Annotated in this window: 17 protein-coding genes; 5 read left to right on the top strand and 12 right to left on the bottom strand. The window is 58.6% G+C overall.

Annotated features, from left to right (window positions below; all coding sequences use genetic code 11):
• The first annotated feature begins 143 nt into the window (after positions 1-143).
• Entirely contained in the window at positions 144-710 is a 567-nt protein-coding gene (locus K0F86_RS19625) for a phasin family protein (protein WP_141170480.1), read from the top strand.
• Positions 711-842: 132 nt separating this feature from the next.
• On the opposite strand, the gene K0F86_RS19620 is transcribed toward K0F86_RS19625, so the two are convergent.
• The 6 genes from K0F86_RS19620 to K0F86_RS19595 form a co-directional block, all read right to left on the bottom strand.
• Complete coding sequence (locus tag K0F86_RS19620) at positions 843-1,565, bottom strand: ABC transporter ATP-binding protein (RefSeq protein ID WP_219136073.1); 723 nt, start codon at positions 1,563-1,565, stop codon at positions 843-845.
• An 11-nt stretch (positions 1,566-1,576) separates the two neighbouring features.
• Positions 1,577-2,350, bottom strand: a complete 774-nt coding sequence (locus K0F86_RS19615) for an ABC transporter ATP-binding protein (protein WP_071075779.1) — start codon at positions 2,348-2,350, stop codon at positions 1,577-1,579.
• Positions 2,351-2,365: 15 nt separating this feature from the next.
• Positions 2,366-3,583 carry an ABC transporter ATP-binding protein gene (locus tag K0F86_RS19610; protein ID WP_219135936.1) on the bottom strand — a complete coding sequence of 406 codons (1,218 nt, stop codon included), beginning with the start codon at positions 3,581-3,583 and terminating at the stop codon, positions 2,366-2,368.
• Between the two features lie 22 nt (positions 3,584-3,605).
• The gene (locus K0F86_RS19605; protein ID WP_034747477.1) at positions 3,606-4,535 is read right to left on the bottom strand and encodes a branched-chain amino acid ABC transporter permease; all 930 of its coding nucleotides are present in this window, start codon (positions 4,533-4,535) and stop codon (positions 3,606-3,608) included.
• 294 nt (positions 4,536-4,829) lie between these two features.
• Entirely contained in the window at positions 4,830-5,777 is a 948-nt protein-coding gene (ispH, locus tag K0F86_RS19600) for a 4-hydroxy-3-methylbut-2-enyl diphosphate reductase (protein ID WP_100874213.1), read from the bottom strand.
• Positions 5,778-5,786: 9 nt separating this feature from the next.
• The gene (locus K0F86_RS19595) at positions 5,787-6,242 is read right to left on the bottom strand and encodes a peptidylprolyl isomerase (protein WP_070224501.1); all 456 of its coding nucleotides are present in this window, start codon (positions 6,240-6,242) and stop codon (positions 5,787-5,789) included.
• A gap of 121 nt (positions 6,243-6,363) precedes the next feature.
• On the opposite strand from K0F86_RS19595, the gene radC reads away from it, so the two are divergent.
• From radC to rpmG, 3 genes are all read left to right on the top strand, one after another.
• Positions 6,364-7,038: a DNA repair protein RadC gene (radC, locus tag K0F86_RS19590; RefSeq protein ID WP_219135935.1), complete on the top strand. Its 675-nt coding sequence runs from the start codon at positions 6,364-6,366 to the stop codon at positions 7,036-7,038.
• A gap of 248 nt (positions 7,039-7,286) precedes the next feature.
• Positions 7,287-7,523, top strand: coding sequence for a 50S ribosomal protein L28 (rpmB, locus tag K0F86_RS19585; protein WP_010400928.1), 237 nt, complete (start codon positions 7,287-7,289; stop codon positions 7,521-7,523).
• Positions 7,524-7,545: 22 nt separating this feature from the next.
• Positions 7,546-7,713 (top strand): 50S ribosomal protein L33, encoded by a 168-nt coding sequence (rpmG, locus tag K0F86_RS19580; protein WP_010400929.1) that lies wholly within the window; start codon positions 7,546-7,548, stop codon positions 7,711-7,713.
• Positions 7,714-7,824: 111 nt separating this feature from the next.
• Here rpmG and K0F86_RS19575 read toward each other — a convergent pair whose 3' ends face one another.
• The 6 genes from K0F86_RS19575 to K0F86_RS19550 form a co-directional block, all read right to left on the bottom strand.
• The gene (locus tag K0F86_RS19575; protein WP_219135934.1) at positions 7,825-9,870 is read right to left on the bottom strand and encodes a PKD domain-containing protein; all 2,046 of its coding nucleotides are present in this window, start codon (positions 9,868-9,870) and stop codon (positions 7,825-7,827) included.
• Positions 9,871-10,151: 281 nt separating this feature from the next.
• Entirely contained in the window at positions 10,152-11,360 is a 1,209-nt protein-coding gene (locus tag K0F86_RS19570; protein WP_141170484.1) for a fatty acid desaturase, read from the bottom strand.
• 133 nt (positions 11,361-11,493) lie between these two features.
• On the bottom strand, positions 11,494-12,852 hold the full coding sequence (locus K0F86_RS19565; RefSeq protein ID WP_219135933.1) for a mechanosensitive ion channel family protein: 1,359 nt from the start codon (positions 12,850-12,852) through the stop codon (positions 11,494-11,496).
• Between the two features lie 122 nt (positions 12,853-12,974).
• Complete coding sequence (locus K0F86_RS19560) at positions 12,975-14,294, bottom strand: RsmB/NOP family class I SAM-dependent RNA methyltransferase (protein ID WP_219135932.1); 1,320 nt, start codon at positions 14,292-14,294, stop codon at positions 12,975-12,977.
• Positions 14,295-14,315: 21 nt separating this feature from the next.
• The gene (gene purN, locus K0F86_RS19555) at positions 14,316-14,924 is read right to left on the bottom strand and encodes a phosphoribosylglycinamide formyltransferase (RefSeq protein ID WP_219135931.1); all 609 of its coding nucleotides are present in this window, start codon (positions 14,922-14,924) and stop codon (positions 14,316-14,318) included.
• Between the two features lie 156 nt (positions 14,925-15,080).
• Complete coding sequence (locus tag K0F86_RS19550; RefSeq protein WP_071075771.1) at positions 15,081-15,479, bottom strand: barstar family protein; 399 nt, start codon at positions 15,477-15,479, stop codon at positions 15,081-15,083.
• Positions 15,480-15,879: 400 nt separating this feature from the next.
• Between K0F86_RS19550 and K0F86_RS19545 the strand changes: the two genes are divergently transcribed.
• Entirely contained in the window at positions 15,880-16,392 is a 513-nt protein-coding gene (locus K0F86_RS19545; RefSeq protein WP_034785134.1) for a glycine zipper 2TM domain-containing protein, read from the top strand.
• Positions 16,393-16,449 lie beyond the last annotated feature (57 nt).

Below are 16,449 nucleotides of genomic sequence, written 5' to 3'. Positions count from 1 at the left end.
CTTGACTTCATTTTTTTTCGCCGTAGAATAGGGTTTGTTGCGTTGCACAATTCTTGTTCAGCTTGAAAATTTAGATTCACCTGCTTTCCCAAACGGTACACGCAGCATCAAATTAACCAGATTTCGATTTTTTGGAGATTTATATGTTTTCAATTCCTGAGCAATTTTCGTCCGCTACCAAAACCAACCTGGAAGCCCAATTCGCCCTGTTCTCGTCGCTGACGAGCAAAGCCTTCGAAGGCATCGAAAAGATCGTCGAACTGAACCTGACCGCTGCCAAGGCAACGCTGGAAGAATCGACCGCCGCCGCCAAGCAATTGCTGTCGGCAAAAGATCCACAAGAATTCTTCTCGCTGAGCGCTGCTCAAGCCCAGCCTAGCGCCGAAAAAGCCATCGCTTACGGTCGTCACCTGGCTGCCATCACGTCGGGCACCCAAGCCGAGTTCAGCAAAGCAGCTGAATCGCAAATCGCTGAAACCAACCGCAAAGTCCTGTCGCTGGTGGAAGAAGTCACCAAGAACGCACCAGCCGGTTCGGAAAACGCCGTCGCCATCCTGAAAAGCGCCATCGGCAACGCCAATGCAGGCTACGAGCAGTTCTCGAAAACCAGCAAGCAAGCCGTCGAAGCCATCGAAGCGAACCTGACATCGGCCGTGAACCAGTTCACGCAAGCGGCTGAAAAAGTCGTGCCACGCACGGCTGCCAAGTAATTATTGCGCGACCGCTACGGCGGTCCGCTGTTATCGGCTCCTCCAGGCATCCATCCGCACTTCTCCGACGGATGCCATTATGCCCCAGCCCAGCTGGGGCATTTTTTATGCCTGAGCACTTCCTGAACGCGCTTACTCCCCCAGATACGCCGCCTTCACGCGCGGGTCATCGAGCATGGCGGCCGCGTTGCCGCCCATGGTGACCAGGCCGGAATCCATCACATAACCGCGGTGCGCCGCTTGCAGGGCCAGGCGGGCATTCTGTTCGACCAGCAAGATCGTGATGCCTTCGGACGACACCTTGCGGATCACCTCGAAGATTTTCTCGACCATGATGGGCGACAAGCCCATCGACGGCTCGTCGAGCAGCAGCAGCTTCGGATGACTCATCAGCGCGCGCGCCATGGCCAGCATCTGCTGCTCGCCGCCGGACAGGGTGCCGGCCATCTGCGCCGCCCTTTCCTTCAGACGGGGAAAGACGTCGAACCACTTGGCAATGTCATCCTCGACACCGGCCTTGTCCGTGCGCGTGTAGGCGCCCATCATGAGGTTTTCGCGGATCGACATGCGGGTAAACACGCCCCGCCCTTCCGGCACCATCGCCAGTTTCTTTTCCACCAGGTGAAACGACTTCGTGCCCTTGAGCGATTCGCCCAGGTAACTGATCGTGCCCTCGACCTTGCAGGCCGGCAAGGTGCCCGTGATGGCTTTCAAGGTCGTTGTCTTGCCCGCGCCGTTCGCGCCGATCAGGGCGATCAGCTCGCCCTCATTGACTTCCAGGTCGATGCCTTTCACCGCCTTGATGCCGCCGTAGGCCACGTGCAGGCCCGCCACTTTCAATACCGTCTTGTTCAAGCCATTGTTACTCATGCGTGCGATCCCCCCAGGTAAGCCTCGATGACGGCCGGGTTTTGTTGTATTTCGGCCGGCAAGCCTTCGGCGATGCGCTTGCCATATTCGAGCACCGTGATGCGGTCGCACAGTCCCATCATCAGTTTCACGTCGTGCTCGATCAACAACACGGTCTTGCCTTCCGCCTTGATTTTCACCAGCAACTCACGCAGGGCCAGCTTTTCCGTCGCGTTCATGCCGGCCGCCGGCTCGTCGAGGGCCAGCAGCGTGGGATCAGTGGCCAGCGCGCGGGCAATTTCCAGGCGCCGCTGGTCGCCATACGATAAAAAGCGCGCCGTGCGGCTGGCGAACTGGGCGATGCCGACGAAATCGAGCAGTTCCATGGCCCGCTGGCGGATGGACGCCTCTTCCTCGCGCGCCGCCTTGTGGCGGAAGATGGCGCCGAACACGCCCTGGTGCGAGCGCACGTGGCGCCCCACCATGACGTTTTCCAGCGCCGTCATGTCGCCAAACAGGCGGATGTTCTGGAAGGTGCGGGCGATGCCCGCCTTGGCCACCTTGTGCGGCGCCGACGGCGAATACGGCTTGCCGGCCAGCTCGAAGGTGCCCGTGTCGGGCTGGTACAGACCCGTGATGACATTGAAAAACGTGGTCTTGCCGGCGCCGTTCGGGCCGATCAAGCCGTAAATCTGCCCTTGCCGGATGGTAATGCCCACATCGGTCAGCGCCTGCAAGCCGCCGAAACGTTTGTTCACGCCGGCAATATTCAAGATGATCTGTTCGCTCATGGTGCGTTCCTTCCCTTAAGCGGACACGACGCCGGTGGATTTGTTCGGCTGGTCCACGTCGTGGTCGGGCCGGTCTTCGTGCTTCGGCGATGGCCACAGGCCGGCAGGACGGTTGAGCATGATCAACACCATAGCCAAGCCGTACAGCAACTGGCGCAGCACTTCCGCCTCGATTACCACGTGGCCGAACAGCGCCTGCTGGGCCGGCTCCACCACGTGGCGCAGCACTTCGGGTATCGAAGCAAGGATCACGCCGCCGAGGATCACGCCGGGAATATGGCCGATGCCGCCCAGCACCACCATGGCCAGCACGGCGATCGATTCCGTCAGCGAGAACGATTCCGGCGAGACAAAGCCCTGGAACGAGGCAAACATGGCACCGGCCACGCCGCCGAACGAGGCGCCCATGGAAAAGGCCAGCAGTTTGACGTTGCGCGTATTGATGCCCATGGCTTTGGCGGCGATTTCGTCTTCGCGGATGGCCACCCAGGCGCGGCCCAGGCGCGAATGCTGGAGGCGCTTGGTGACGAACACGATGGCGATGCACAGGAAGAGGAATAAAAAGTAATAAGCATTGACGGACGGCATGGAAAAGCCGCCGACCACGACAGTGCTGTTGGTGCCCGCCTCGCCCGCCAGGTTGACGCCGAAGATACGGATGGGGTCGATCAGATTGATGCCTTGCGGCCCGTTCGTGAAATTGATCGGGTCGTTCAAATTGTTCATGAAGATGCGGATGATCTCGCCAAAGCCCAGGGTCACGATGGCCAGATAGTCGCCGCGCAGCTTCAAGGTCGGCGCGCCCAGCAGAGCGCCGAACAGGCCCGCCACGGCAGCGGCCAGCGGCACGATGAGCCAGATCGACAGGTGGATGCCGTTCTCGCGGATTTCCGGTCCCATCAGCTGCACCAGGGTCTCGTCCAGCATCGGATATTGATTCACCACCGATTCGAGCAGGATGGCGAACTGCGGCGATGCCAGCAAGGCCGTCAGGTAAGCGCCCACGGCGTAGAACGCGATGTAGCCGAGGTCGAGCAGGCCGGCGAAGCCGACGACGATGTTCAAGCCCAGGGCCAGCATGATGTACAGCAAGGCCATGTCGATGATGCGCACCCACGAGTTGCCGAACTGCGCGGCAAAGAACGGGAACACCATCAGCAGCGCGGCCAGGCCCAGCATGCCGGCGTAGGCTTTGGTCGGATTTTTCTTAGCGTCAAAATCGAGTAGTGCCATGATTTAATCTCCCAGTTTCACATCAGGCACGGTCGGCCACTCGTTCGCCCATGATGCCGGACGGGCGCAAGGTCAGCACGATGATCAGCACGACGAAGGCAAAGATATCCTGGTAGTGGCTGCCCAGAAAGCCGCCCGTGATGTCGCCGATATAGCCGGCGCCCAGGCTTTCGATAATGCCCAGCAAGATACCGCCCAGCATGGCGCCATAGATATTGCCGATGCCGCCCAGCACGGCCGCACAGAAGGCCTTCAAGCCGGGGATGGCGCCCATGGAAAATTGAATCGAGGCATAGTTAGCGCCCCACATCACGCCCGCCACGGCCGCCAGCGCGGCGCCGATGGCAAAGGTGGCAACGATGACCTTGTCGGAATCGACGCCCATGAGTCCCGCCACGCGGGGGTTTTCCGCCGTGGCGCGCATGGCGCGGCCCATGCGCGTTTTTTCCACCAGCAATACCAATCCACCCATCGACAAGGCGGCCAGGGCCAGCAGCAATACTTGCGTTTGCGAAATCACGGCGCCGCCTATGTTGATGGGGTCGGTCGACAGCAATTGCGGGAAGGGCAAGGGATTGCGCGTCCAGATCATCATGGCGAAGGTTTGCAAGAGGATGGAGACGCCGATGGCGGTAATCAGGGGGGCGAGGCGGGGGGCGTTGCGCAGGCGGCGGTAGGCGACCCGCTCGATGATGATGTTGACCAGAATACAGATGGGAATGGCGCCGAGAATGGCGGTGGCCAGTTTCAGATAGCCGGGCCAGTCCGGCACATAAATGCCCAGCAGCTTGAGGATGGTCAAGCCCACCATGGCGCCGATCATGAGCACATCGCCGTGGGCGAAGTTGATCAGGTTCAACACGCCGTACACCATTGTGTAACCGAGGGCGACTAAGGCATACATGCTGCCCAACACCAAGCCGTTGATGATCTGCTGGATGAATGTATCCATGATTGCCCTATCAAATATGCATTTTTCGGGAACAACTTCCACCAGAATATGTCGCTGATACAAAAACGGCACCGGAGGAAGAATTCCTGCAGTGCCATCTCTGGACCGTTCTCACCAGCATGGTGCACGCACTCAAAACGGGCGTGACCTTGCTTAGTCATAACGACAACATATTCAAGCTTGGAACAATCATAACGATCTTTTGCAAAAACTAAGCTTGGAATAAATCGATCATTTCCGAATTAAATTCGGTTTTGAGGTGACTCCTCATCGATACTCAATCGTCCTGCAGGCTCAGGCGACGTCGCGCTTGAGGCCATCGAGGCCTTTCGGCATCGGGAACGTGACGGCTTCCTGCACCCCGTCGAGCGGGCGCACGCTCTTCACGCCGCACTCTTTCAAGCGGTCGATGACGGCTTGCACCAGCACCTCGGGCGCCGAGGCGCCAGCCGTCACACCCACGCGCAGCTTGCCTTCCAGCCAGGCGGGGTCGATCTGCGAGGCATTGTCGACCATGTAGGCTGGCGTGCCCATCTTCTCGGCCACTTCGCGCAAGCGGTTCGAATTCGAGCTGTTCGGGCTGCCCACGACGATCACCACTTCCACTTGCGGCGCCATGAATTTCACGGCTTCCTGGCGGTTCGTGGTGGCGTAGCAAATGTCGCCTTTTTTCGGCTCGGCGATGTTCGGATATTTCGCTTTCAAGGCCGCAATAATGTCGCTGGTGTCGTCAACTGACAACGTTGTTTGCGAAACATAGGCCAGGCTGTCCGGATTGGCAACCTGCAATGCCGCCACATCGTCGAGCGTTTCCACCAGATGCATGCCCATATCAGCCTGCCCCATCGTGCCTTCCACCTCGGGATGGCCGTCGTGGCCGATCATGATGATCTCGCGGCCTTCGCGGCGCATCTTGCCCACTTCCATGTGCACCTTGGTGACCAAGGGGCAAGTCGCATCAAAAATGCTCAGGCCGCGCGATTCCGCCTCGGCGCGCACGGCTTTCGACACGCCATGCGCGGAAAACACGAGCGTATTACCAGCAGGCACGTCATCGAGGTCGTCGATGAAGATCGCACCCTTGTTGCGCAAGTCGGCCACCACATAGGCGTTGTGGACGATTTCATGGCGCACATAGATCGGTGCACCAAATTGCTGCAAGGCACGTTCGACGATTTCAATCGCCCGGTCGACGCCAGCGCAGAAACCGCGGGGCTGGGCCAGTAACAGTTCTTTATCCATCGCTATTCCTTACAGGACCGAAATGAGCTTGACTTCAAAGCGCAGCGGCTGGCCGGCCAGCGGATGGTTGAAGTCGAACAGGGCCGAATCTTCGCGCATTTCGCGCAGCACGCCGGCAAAGCGGCCGCCGCCCGGCGCGGCGAAGTCGACCAGGTCGCCGATCTTGTAGTCGGCACCGGGCACGGAGTTTTCGTCCAGGGTCGCGCGCGAGACGGATTGCACCAGCTCGGGATTGCGCTCGCCAAAGCCTTCGCCGGCGGCCAGCTCGAACGTCTGGTGCGTGCCTTCAGGCAAGCCCAACAGGCGCTGCTCGAGAAATGGTGCCAGCTGGCCCTGTCCCAGCATCAAGGTCGCAGGATTTCCGCTAAAGGTAGTGACAATATCAGTACCGTCAACAGTAGCAAGACGATAATGCAGGGTGAGGTAAGCCGCTTCGGTGACGACTGCTGGTTGCTCGTTGGACATAGTGAGTTTTCAAGTAGCTGATGCAAAACGATATTGTAAGCCACACTGGCCGCGCCTGCCCCATGGCTTCGTCAAAGAAGGCCACACTGGGACACGCGCCGGTGACAAACAGGAGAACAGCATGGGCATCAAGGACTGGCCGGCCAGCGAACGGCCGCGCGAACGCCTGATCGAGGATGGCGCGCACTCGCTGTCGGATGCGGAATTGCTGGCCGTCTTCCTGCGCACGGGCGTGCGCGGCAAGAGCGCGGTGGAACTGGCGCGCGACACGGTGGAGCACTTCGGCTCCCTGCGGGGCCTGTTTGGCGCCAGCCTCGTGAGTTTTTCCGCCGTGCATGGCATGGGCAGCGCCAAGTTCGCCCAGCTGCAAGCGGTGCTGGAGCTGGCGCGGCGTGCCATCATCGAGGATTTGCAGGCGGGCCAGGCCCTCAATTCGCCGCACGCCGTCAAAGACTATCTGCGCCTGACCCTGGGCAACCTGGCGCACGAAGCGTTCCATGTGTTGTTTTTGGACGTCAAGAACCGCCTGATCACGACCCAGGAAATGTTTCGCGGCACCCTCACCCACACCAGCGTGTATCCGCGCGAAGTGGTGAAACAGGCGCTGCTGCACAACGCGGCCAGCGTGATGCTGGCCCATAACCACCCGTCCGGCACGCCGGAACCGAGCGAATCGGATTTACTGCTGACGCGCGCGCTGGTGCAAGCGTTGTCGCTGGTGGACGTGCGCATCCTCGACCATTTCGTCGTGGCTGGTCGGCAAGTGCATTCGTTTGCGGAACACGGCCAGATCTAGGCCGGCACCGCCCTGGGTCACAGTTAACCATGTGTAAACAAGGACATACGTGACAGCAGCAAGATGCTTATCTACCAGTAAACAACGCGGTTTACCAGCGGTTTCCCTATGAAGAACAGGCAAACGTCAAATTGTTAAATTTTTCCAATACAACATGACACAATTGTTTTTCGCAAGTCATTGATAAATCTGCTTATTTTGGATATACTCTCGTTTTTCCAATTTGGAATATCTTTAAGGAGTGCGCCATGGCACGTGTTTGCCAAGTCACTGGGAAGAAGCCGATGGTCGGCAACAATGTTTCCCATGCAAACAACAAAACCAAACGTCGTTTTTTGCCTAACTTGCAGAATCGTCGTATTTTTGTTGAATCTGAAAACCGCTGGGTCTCCCTGCGTTTGTCCAACGCCGGTCTGCGCGTCATCGATAAAGTCGGCATCGACGCCGTATTGGTCGATATGCGCGCTCGTGGCGAAAAAGTCTAATTAGCAGAATAAGGGAGCTATCATGGCAAAATCAGGCCGCGACAAAATCAAGTTAGAATCGACCGCCGGTACGGGTCACTTCTACACGACTACCAAAAACAAGCGTACGACGCCTGCGAAAATGGAGATCATGAAATTTGATCCTAAAGCACGCAAGCACGTAACGTACAAAGAAACCAAAATCAAGTAATTGATATTGTGTTCTCTGATGAAAAAGCCGCTCCGATGAGCGGTTTTTTTATGGACGCGGCGCGCATGGAGCGATGCCGGAAAAGTGCCGCAGCACTCCTCCGGCCTCTCTCTAGCGGATCTTAGTGCCCAAGTTATAACCGATATACATGAATTTATCCGAACTGAAGCCGACCGGTAACAGGCTAGGCCGCAGAATGGTGTTCATGTAGCGATATGTTCCCGATGCCGATATGTACGCATAACCATCGAAATCCGGACCGATATCCGTTTCATTACAAAGACTGGGGTTCCACGACGGCCCATAAAATGTCAGCTTCAGGCGGAACAGATTGGCTTTGGATCCGGGAATGGCGGCGGCAATGCTGCCGCGCAGCTTGCAGCCTCTCTCCGTTGTTCCGCTGATAGCACCACTCGGGGAAATATACGTCGCCCCCGCTCCCACATAGGTGCCGCTGATATCCTCCAGGCTTAGCGCCAGGGCATTGTCCACAGCGTAGGAATCAAAAGATAAGGTAATCGGTTTTCCGCCGGCCACGCTGAGAGTGCCGATGATGCGCTCGCCGGGGACAATTGTGCCGCTTGCCTGCACTTGGTCGATGCTCTTCGATCCATACATCTTGCCATCGGCATTCAGTACCCAGGCATTCCCATTGCGGACAAAGCCGCCGAACACATGAGCAGACCCCAAGTCGGGCGATGGAGACGCACTCACCTGCCAAGCCGTTTCCCCATTCGGAAGAACCAGCGCGAACTCGGGAAATACCTGCTGGGTCGGCCGTCGCCAGATTCCCGCCATCGCGTCTTTGCTGGCGGCGATGGAACCGGCCTCCGGATTGCTGAGTGTGGGTGATACCTGCCGCTCTTCTGCCGCATAGCGCGTAGCGGTCCAACTGCCTTGCGCGGCGCTGTTCGCAATGCTCCAGGTACCGCCCCCGGTGCCATCGGCTTTTAACACACCATAAAAGATGGCGGCCACTTGCGTGCTGTCGGGCGCTTGCGGATTGATTCGCATATTGAGCGTCACCTTCCCATCATTCTCCACCCGCCCACTCAGGAAAAAGTCCCCCATCAGCTTGTCTCGGGACGTGCATAAGCCCGGCGTATAACTACTGCCATAACGCGATACCGAAAAGACATCGCAGTAGCCGGAATTCGTCCCCGCATATTCGATTTTCCAATACTCTTGAGAGGAAAGATTGGGTCCGGCAGGCGGGATGAGATCAGGCGTGGTCAGGAACGGTACATCCTGCGCGACGATCACATCGGTGTAGGCATAACTGGTAGACACCTTGCTGTCGTCGCTGACACCCACGCTGACCATGTAGCGACCTGGCCTGTCCACCTGAAACGTAGCGTGGGCAGTATCGGCATTACGCAATTGCGCTGTACTGGCCAGCGGCTTGGTCACTATTTTCCAGGCATAGCTCAACTTCCCGGCAACAGGCCCGACGCTGGCACTGGCATCAAGCGTGACCGTGGTACCGATAGGGACGCGCTGCTCGGGTCCTGCAACGGCATCAGGAACGGTTTTCATGCTCTCGATCAGCTTATTCATTTCAGTCATCGTCTGCTTGCCTGCCAAGGCAGAGTTAATCAGATGCAACTGATCCTGATTGAAGCGTGCGGACAACTGATCAAGCGCCTTGTCATGTGCGTCGCCAGCACCCATATCGGCTGCCGAGGCGGCCCTCAGTGGCGAGCCGATGAAGTCCTTGAGGGAACCGAGATACAGTGTCGCCCCCAATACGCTGATCACATCCGTGTGCGCATGTACCAGCGCCGCAGCAGTCACGGTTTTTGACAACAGTGACGCATCGAAATTGGCAAACATGGCGCCGGCAGCGCCGCCCAGGACGCGCGCGCTGATCATGGAAGTCAGAGGCGTGATATTGGCCACGGCTTGACTGCCCTCCCCCGCCACGACCGTATGCAGCATAGAGCCATCGGATGGATTAGTAATTTGCAGGATACAAGGCAATTTCCCATCAGGAATAGCCATCTTGTATGTGCCGTCCTCGGCGGTCGCTGCGGATGCCGCGCCTACCTGGCATTTGGCGTGAAGTGCAACTCCCCCCATGGCCTTGCCCGTCGCCGCGGTGCCGCTCACGACCAAATTGACCTTTTCAATCGGATCGGGCTTGACGGGCTCCGTCATGGGCGCAGGAGCCGAGGATCCACCGCCACAGCCTGAAAGGACCGCAATCACACCAGCAAACGTTACATGTCTTGCAAACTTTAACATCACTACATCCCTTCCAATTGAATAAACTGCAATGGAAAGGATTTTACATTATTGTCATTTACGTCAACTCATTACTGAACAAAAAAGCCGGATCCTTTCCAGGATCCGGCTTTGGGTGCTTAAATCCATGAAACCGCTCAATGCACAGGGCATGACGCGCAGTGCCAGCCTATCGTGATACCACCACGAAAGACTCAGGCATAGCTACGCAGGCGCAAGGAGAAATCTTGCAGCGACTGGATGCCCGACGCTTCGGCGCGCGTGCACCAGTCTTGCAGCTTCTGCAGCAATTGCTCGCGCGTAAAGTGCGAACGCTCCCAGATGGCGCCCAGCTCCACGCGCATGTGGTGCATGGTTTCCAGCGCCTTGCTGTGCTGGAACAGTTCCGACAGCTGCTCGTGGTGCGCATCGGCCAGCTTGCCCGGCTCGCGCTGCATCAGCTTGCGCGACGATTTCAGGAAGCGCTTTTCCAGCTCGGCCTTGTGCTTCAGGTGCTCCAGCTCTTCCTTCCAGGCATGCTTGATCGATTTCGCGTACTTGGCCATCACGTCGTAACGGTTGGCAATAACCGACTGCAAGGTCTCGAAGTCCGCTTCCAGCTTGCCGTGCGAGAACTTCGGTTCCGGCGCCAGCTTTTTCACCTTGGCCAGGCCCAGCATTTCCAGCGCGCGAATATACGCCCAGCCGATATCGATTTCATACCATTTCGACGACAGCTTGGCCGACGTCGCATACGTATGGTGGTTGTTATGCAACTCTTCGCCGCCGATCAAGATGCCAAACGGAATGATGTTGGTGGCCGCGTCGGCGCAGTCGTAGTTGCGGTAGCCCCAGTAGTGGCCGATGCCGTTGATGATGCCGGCCGCGGTGATCGGGATCCACATCATTTGCACGGCCCACACGGAAATGCCGATCACGCCGAACAACACAAAATTGATGACGAACAGCGACACCACGCCCAGCCAGCTGTACTTGGTGTACAGGTTGCGCTCGATCCAGTCCGTCGGCGTGCCGTGGCCGTACTTGGCCATGGTTTCCATGTTCTTCGATTCAGCGCGGTACAGCTCGGCGCCTTCCCAGAACACTTTCTTGATGCCGCGCGTCACGGGGCTGTGCGGATCTTCTTCCGTATCGCACTTGGCATGATGCTTGCGGTGGATGGCCGCCCACTCCTTGGTCACCTGGCCCGTCGTCAGCCACAGCCAGAAACGGAAGAAATGGCTGGGGATGGCGTGCAATTCCAGCGCCCGGTGGGCCTGGTGGCGGTGCAGATAAATCGTGACGCTGGCGATCGTGATATGCGTGACCACCATGGTGTACAGGAAAACTTGCCATGCGGACAGATCGGTAATGCCAGTGGCCATGAACTGCAAAACGTCGTGTAAAACGGAACTCAATGTCATTACTGCTACTCCAAGTGGACAGGGCATGCGCACGGTCGCTCCAGTGACTCTAGAGGTCCGGCAGAGTTAATTTTAGGCGTGATTGTACGCCCTAATGGGTGCTATCAGGCAAAATCGGAGGCAGGCAGCGAGGTTAAGGCTGGGTGCCAGATGGCGCGGACTCACCGTCTGCCGCGCTGGCAAGCGGGGCAGGAGGCGTAGCAACAATACGCAATTCGCGTTGCGGAAACGGTACAGTGACCTTATGTTCCTGCAAGGTGCGCCAGATGGCGCGGTTCACATTCGACTTCACGCCGCCGGTGCCGTTTTCCGGGTCTGCGATCCAGAAGCCGATCTGCACATCGAGGCCGTCGGCGCCGAAACGCACAAGGGTCGCCGAGGGCGGATTGCTTTGCGACACGCGCGGCACCTTGGCCGTCGCCGCTTCCAGCAAGGGGAAGATGACATCGATATCCGTTTCATAGCCGACCGACACGGCCGTCGACAGCCAGACCATGCGGTTGCTCAGCGACATATTCTGCACGCCGCCGGAAATCAGCATTTCATTCGGCACGATGGATTCAACGCCATCGCCACCCAGTAATACAGTATAGCGCGTATTGATCTGCGTCACCTTGCCCGTAAATTGACCGACGGTGATCATGTCGCCGATGGTGAGGCTGCGGTCGAGCAGGATGATGAAACCGGAGACGAAGTTGGCGGCGATCTTTTGCAAGCCGAAGCCCAGCGCCACGCCGAAAGCGCCGCCAAACACGGACAGCACCGTCAGGTCGATGCCCACCAGCGACAGGCTGACCAGCACGGAAACGAGGATCAGCACGGCGCGGCCCATGCGCGACAGCACCACGCGCAAGGAAGTGTGCAAGCCCGGCATTTTCATCAGGCGCTCGTCGAGCGAGGTGCCGGCCCACATGGCCAGCACCAGCAGCACGGCCACCGAAATAGCGGCTTGCAAGATGGCAGCCACGGAGACCTTGTTGCGTCCCAGCGGCACGACGATGCCCTCCAGGAAGGCATGCAATTCCGGCCACAGGCCCGTGATGTACAGGGCCATGCCGGCCCACACCACCACCGTGAATATCTTTTCCAGCAACAACATGGTGGGGCTGATATCGCCATGGCGGGCAAAAATGCGGCGCAACACATAAAAACCGAAGCGCACCAGCGCCATCGAGGTACACAGAGGGATGGCGATACTGAGCAGATTCACCGACTGGAACTTGGCCAGGAAATGTTGCGCAATGCCTAGCAGCATGGCCGCCAGCACGGGTGTCAGGATGCGGATGAAACTATCGGTGCGCTGCAAGGTTTCCGGCGTGGCTGGCGTCGTCGCCGCTTCCGCCCGCTTGTGCAGGAACACGCGCAACTGCCGCACCAGCAGCCAGCTCAGCGCCAGGCAGGCAAGGATGACCAGCGCCTGCCACAGGATGGCCGGTTGGCGGAAATCATTGACAAAATCAGTGATCAGGTTGAGCAGCGGGGTTTCATTCATGGCGGATGCGGTCCGGAAGGTGGGACGAAGATGGTACGGATGGGGAGTGATCCCATGCCGCCAGGCGGGCTGGCGGCATTGAAGGCCGCCACTGCAGGGTGCAGCGGTGGCCCGTGACAGGCTTACTCGGCGGGTTCAGCGTCAACGTCGTCGGCCGGTTTCTCATCGGCGTAGACTTTTTTCGGCATGACCTTGCGTTCGAACACGGCGGCGAAGAAACCGTCGGTATGGTGCAGGTGCGGCAGCAATTTCAGGTAGTCGCCCATTTCCAGCTCGATCTTCTGTTCCGCCAGCACCTTGCTCATTGGCACCAGGGTGAAGTCGGGATTGGCCGCCAGGAATTGCTCGGCGATAAAATCATTTTCTTCGTTCAGGAAGCTGCAGGTGGCGTACACCAGGCGGCCGCCGCCCTTGACCAGGCGCGCCGCGCCGGCCAGGATGGCTGCCTGCTTGGCTTGCAGTTCGACGATGGAGTTCGGCTGCTGGCGCCATTTCACGTCCGGATTGCGACGCAGGGTGCCCAGGCCGCTACACGGGGCATCGACCAGCACGCGGTCGATCTTGCCGGCCAGGCGCTTGATCTTGGCATCGCGCTCATGCGCGATCTGCACCGGATGCACGTTCGACAGGCCGCTGCGGGCCATGCGTGGCTTCAGCTTGGCCAGGCGCTTTTCCGATACGTCAAACGCATACAAGCGGCCCGTGTTGCGCATCAGCGCGCCCAGTGCGAGCGTCTTGCCGCCCGCGCCGGCACAGAAATCGACCACCATCTCGCCGCGCTTGGCGCCGACGATCTGCGACAGGATCTGGCTGCCTTCATCTTGCACTTCGATGGCGCCGCTCTGGAACAAAGGCATGTTTTGCAACGATGGCTTCTTGATCACGCGCAGCCCCAGCGGCGCATACGGCGTCGGCGTGCTGAGGATCGGCGCTTCGGCCAGGGCCAGCATCACGTCTTCACGCGTGGCCTTGAGCGAGTTGACGCGCAAGTCCAGCGGCGCAGGCGCGTTCAGCGCATCGGCCAGCTTCATGGTTTCCGCTTCGCCGAACTGGGCGATCAGCTTGTCGAACAGCCAGGTCGGCATGTTGGCGCGCATGTTCGACGGCATCAGGCTACGGTCGATTTGCGTGATGCGCTCCAGCCATTCCACTTCTTCTTCCGTCAGGCCGCCCAGGGAGTCGGCACCCACCGCTTCGGCCAGGCCGAGGATGGTCAAACGGCGCATGGTCGGGCCACTGCCCGCTTCGGCGAAATCGGTAAAGAACGATTTGTTGCGCAGGACGGCATAAATGCCTTCGGCGATGGCGCCGCGTTCGCGCGAACCGAGGCGCGGATGGTCGCGGAAATAGCGCGACAGGGTGGTGTCGGCCGGGGCCGTGAAACGTAAAATTTCGCGCAATACTTCTTCAGCATTGGCAAGTATCGCTGGTGGCAATCTCATTGTTATTCTTCCTGTAATATTTTATTGAGGGTCCACGCGGACCTGGCCATGCTCGACTGACAGTTTATCGTCAATGAACAGGCGGATGGCGCGCGGGTAAAGCAAATGTTCCTGTACCAGCACGCGCGCCGATAAGCTGTCTTCTGTGTCGTCTGGCAGGACGGGGACTTTCGCGCTCGCCACGGCCGGGCCATGATCGAGCTCGGCCGTCACGAAATGCACGGTCGCGCCGTGCTCCGTCACGCCCGCCTCGAGCGCCTGGCGGTGCGTCGCCATGCCCGGGAACAGCGGCAGCAGCGACGGGTGAATATTGAGCATGCGCCCCGCGTAATGCTCGACGAAGGGCGGCGTCAGGATACGCATGAAACCGGCCAGCACGACCAGGTCGGGGGTGTAGCCGTCGATCACGGCTTGCAGCGCCGCATCAAACTGCTCGCGGCTGGCATAATCCTTGTTGGCAACGACTGCCGTCGCTATCCCGTGTTCCGCGGCAAAAACCAGTCCCTGGGCGTCGGCCCGGTTACTGATGACGGCGGCAATACGGGCTGGCCATTGCTCGGCTTGCGCCGCGCGCACGACCGCTTCCATGTTGCTGCCGCGTCCGGAAATGAGGATAACGATATTTTTCATAGCGCGCATTGTACCCGCTATGGCGATGCGAACCAAGAAAGGCCGGCGATATTGTTGCGCCGCAACATGCTCGCACAACACCGGCTTCTGCCGGACAATGCCGGCTGCCTAGCGGGAAAAAGGCGGACTTTACGCTACTGTAACGAGAGTAAGTATTTACTCGAACGAATAGAAGACGCGGAACGGCACTTTCTTCTCGGCCCAGTAGTCGGCCGCATCGCGGAACACGTCGAGCAGGATCTCGCGCGCTTCCTTGTCGAATTTTTGCGTATTTGGCAATTGCTCGAGCACCACCAGGAAGCCCGTTTGCGTACCGGCCTTGTGCATGGTATCCGTCAGGCACAGGCGCAGGGCATCGAAATTCTTTGCCAGGTTTTTCGGAAACAGGAATGCTTCCGCAATAATGCCGATGACTTGTTGTTTGGTCTGTCCAGCGTTGCAATGCGCATATAAAAAGTGCTGCCCGAGACGGATCGCCTCGTCTTGTAACTCGGTCACGCGAAAGGCACGAATGGACTGGACAAGGTTGGGCGGCACGGTTAGTAACAAACTCATTTTTCCCTCAAATCGACCTGTTATGTATGGATTTGTTCTAGCTGCTCTTCTTATTGCATCCCCGCACGCGGGTCAATGCGCACGCGGTGATTCGATCTGTATCAACTTTTATGCGATTCAGTGCGATTTTATATAAGCCATACGCGTATTAGGGTAACGTGTTGTCCTGTATGAATCAACCCGAATATGATGTCAAACGCAAGATTTGTTACAAACCGCTGGTTTCAAGTCATCCAACATCATGTATCGATTGAAAGTGCATGTTACAGACTGTGGGGCAAGGGGCTTGGGCTGTTACATTTTGTTGCCATGCGAACGACAACCGGCCAGCGAGTCGGATTACTATAGACTCAAGTTGTAAAAAATACCCTGAAAGATTCTCTACATAATGAGGTTAGAAATGAACTTGCAAGCCAAATTGATGATGTCAGCCCTTTGTATCGGTGCATTGCCACTCGCCCAGGCCGCCGACTTTGAAGATTTCGGCAAGGTCGTGCGCGTCGTGCCGCAAGTGGAGCAGATCAATCGTCCACGCCAGGAATGCCGTACGGAATACGTGCAAGTGCAAGCGCCGCCGCAACAGCGCAGCGCTGGCGGCTCCATCGTCGGCGGTATCGCCGGCGCCCTGCTCGGTAGCCAGGTCGGTGGCGGCAATGGCCGCACGGCCGCGGCAGCCGCTGGCGCGATTGCCGGCGCCGTCGTCGGCGACCGTGTCGACAACCAGAACAATTACCAGGGCGGCATGCAGGAACAAGCCGTCAAGCAATGCCGTCAGGTCGACCACTGGGAATCGCGCAACAACGGCTACCAGGTCACCTACGACTACCGCGGCCGCAACTACACGAGCATCATGTCCTACGATCCGGGCGAGCGCATCCGTTTGCGCGTCTCCATCGAGCCAGCTCAGCAGTAAGCGCAGCAAGCGGCCCGTACCATGCCAGCCCCAGCGGCTGGCATTTTTTATGGCACG

Source organism: Janthinobacterium sp. UMAB-60, assembly GCF_900095235.1.
Taxonomy (GTDB): domain Bacteria; phylum Pseudomonadota; class Gammaproteobacteria; order Burkholderiales; family Burkholderiaceae_D; genus Janthinobacterium.
This window is presented reverse-complemented; position numbering and strand designations above follow the sequence as displayed.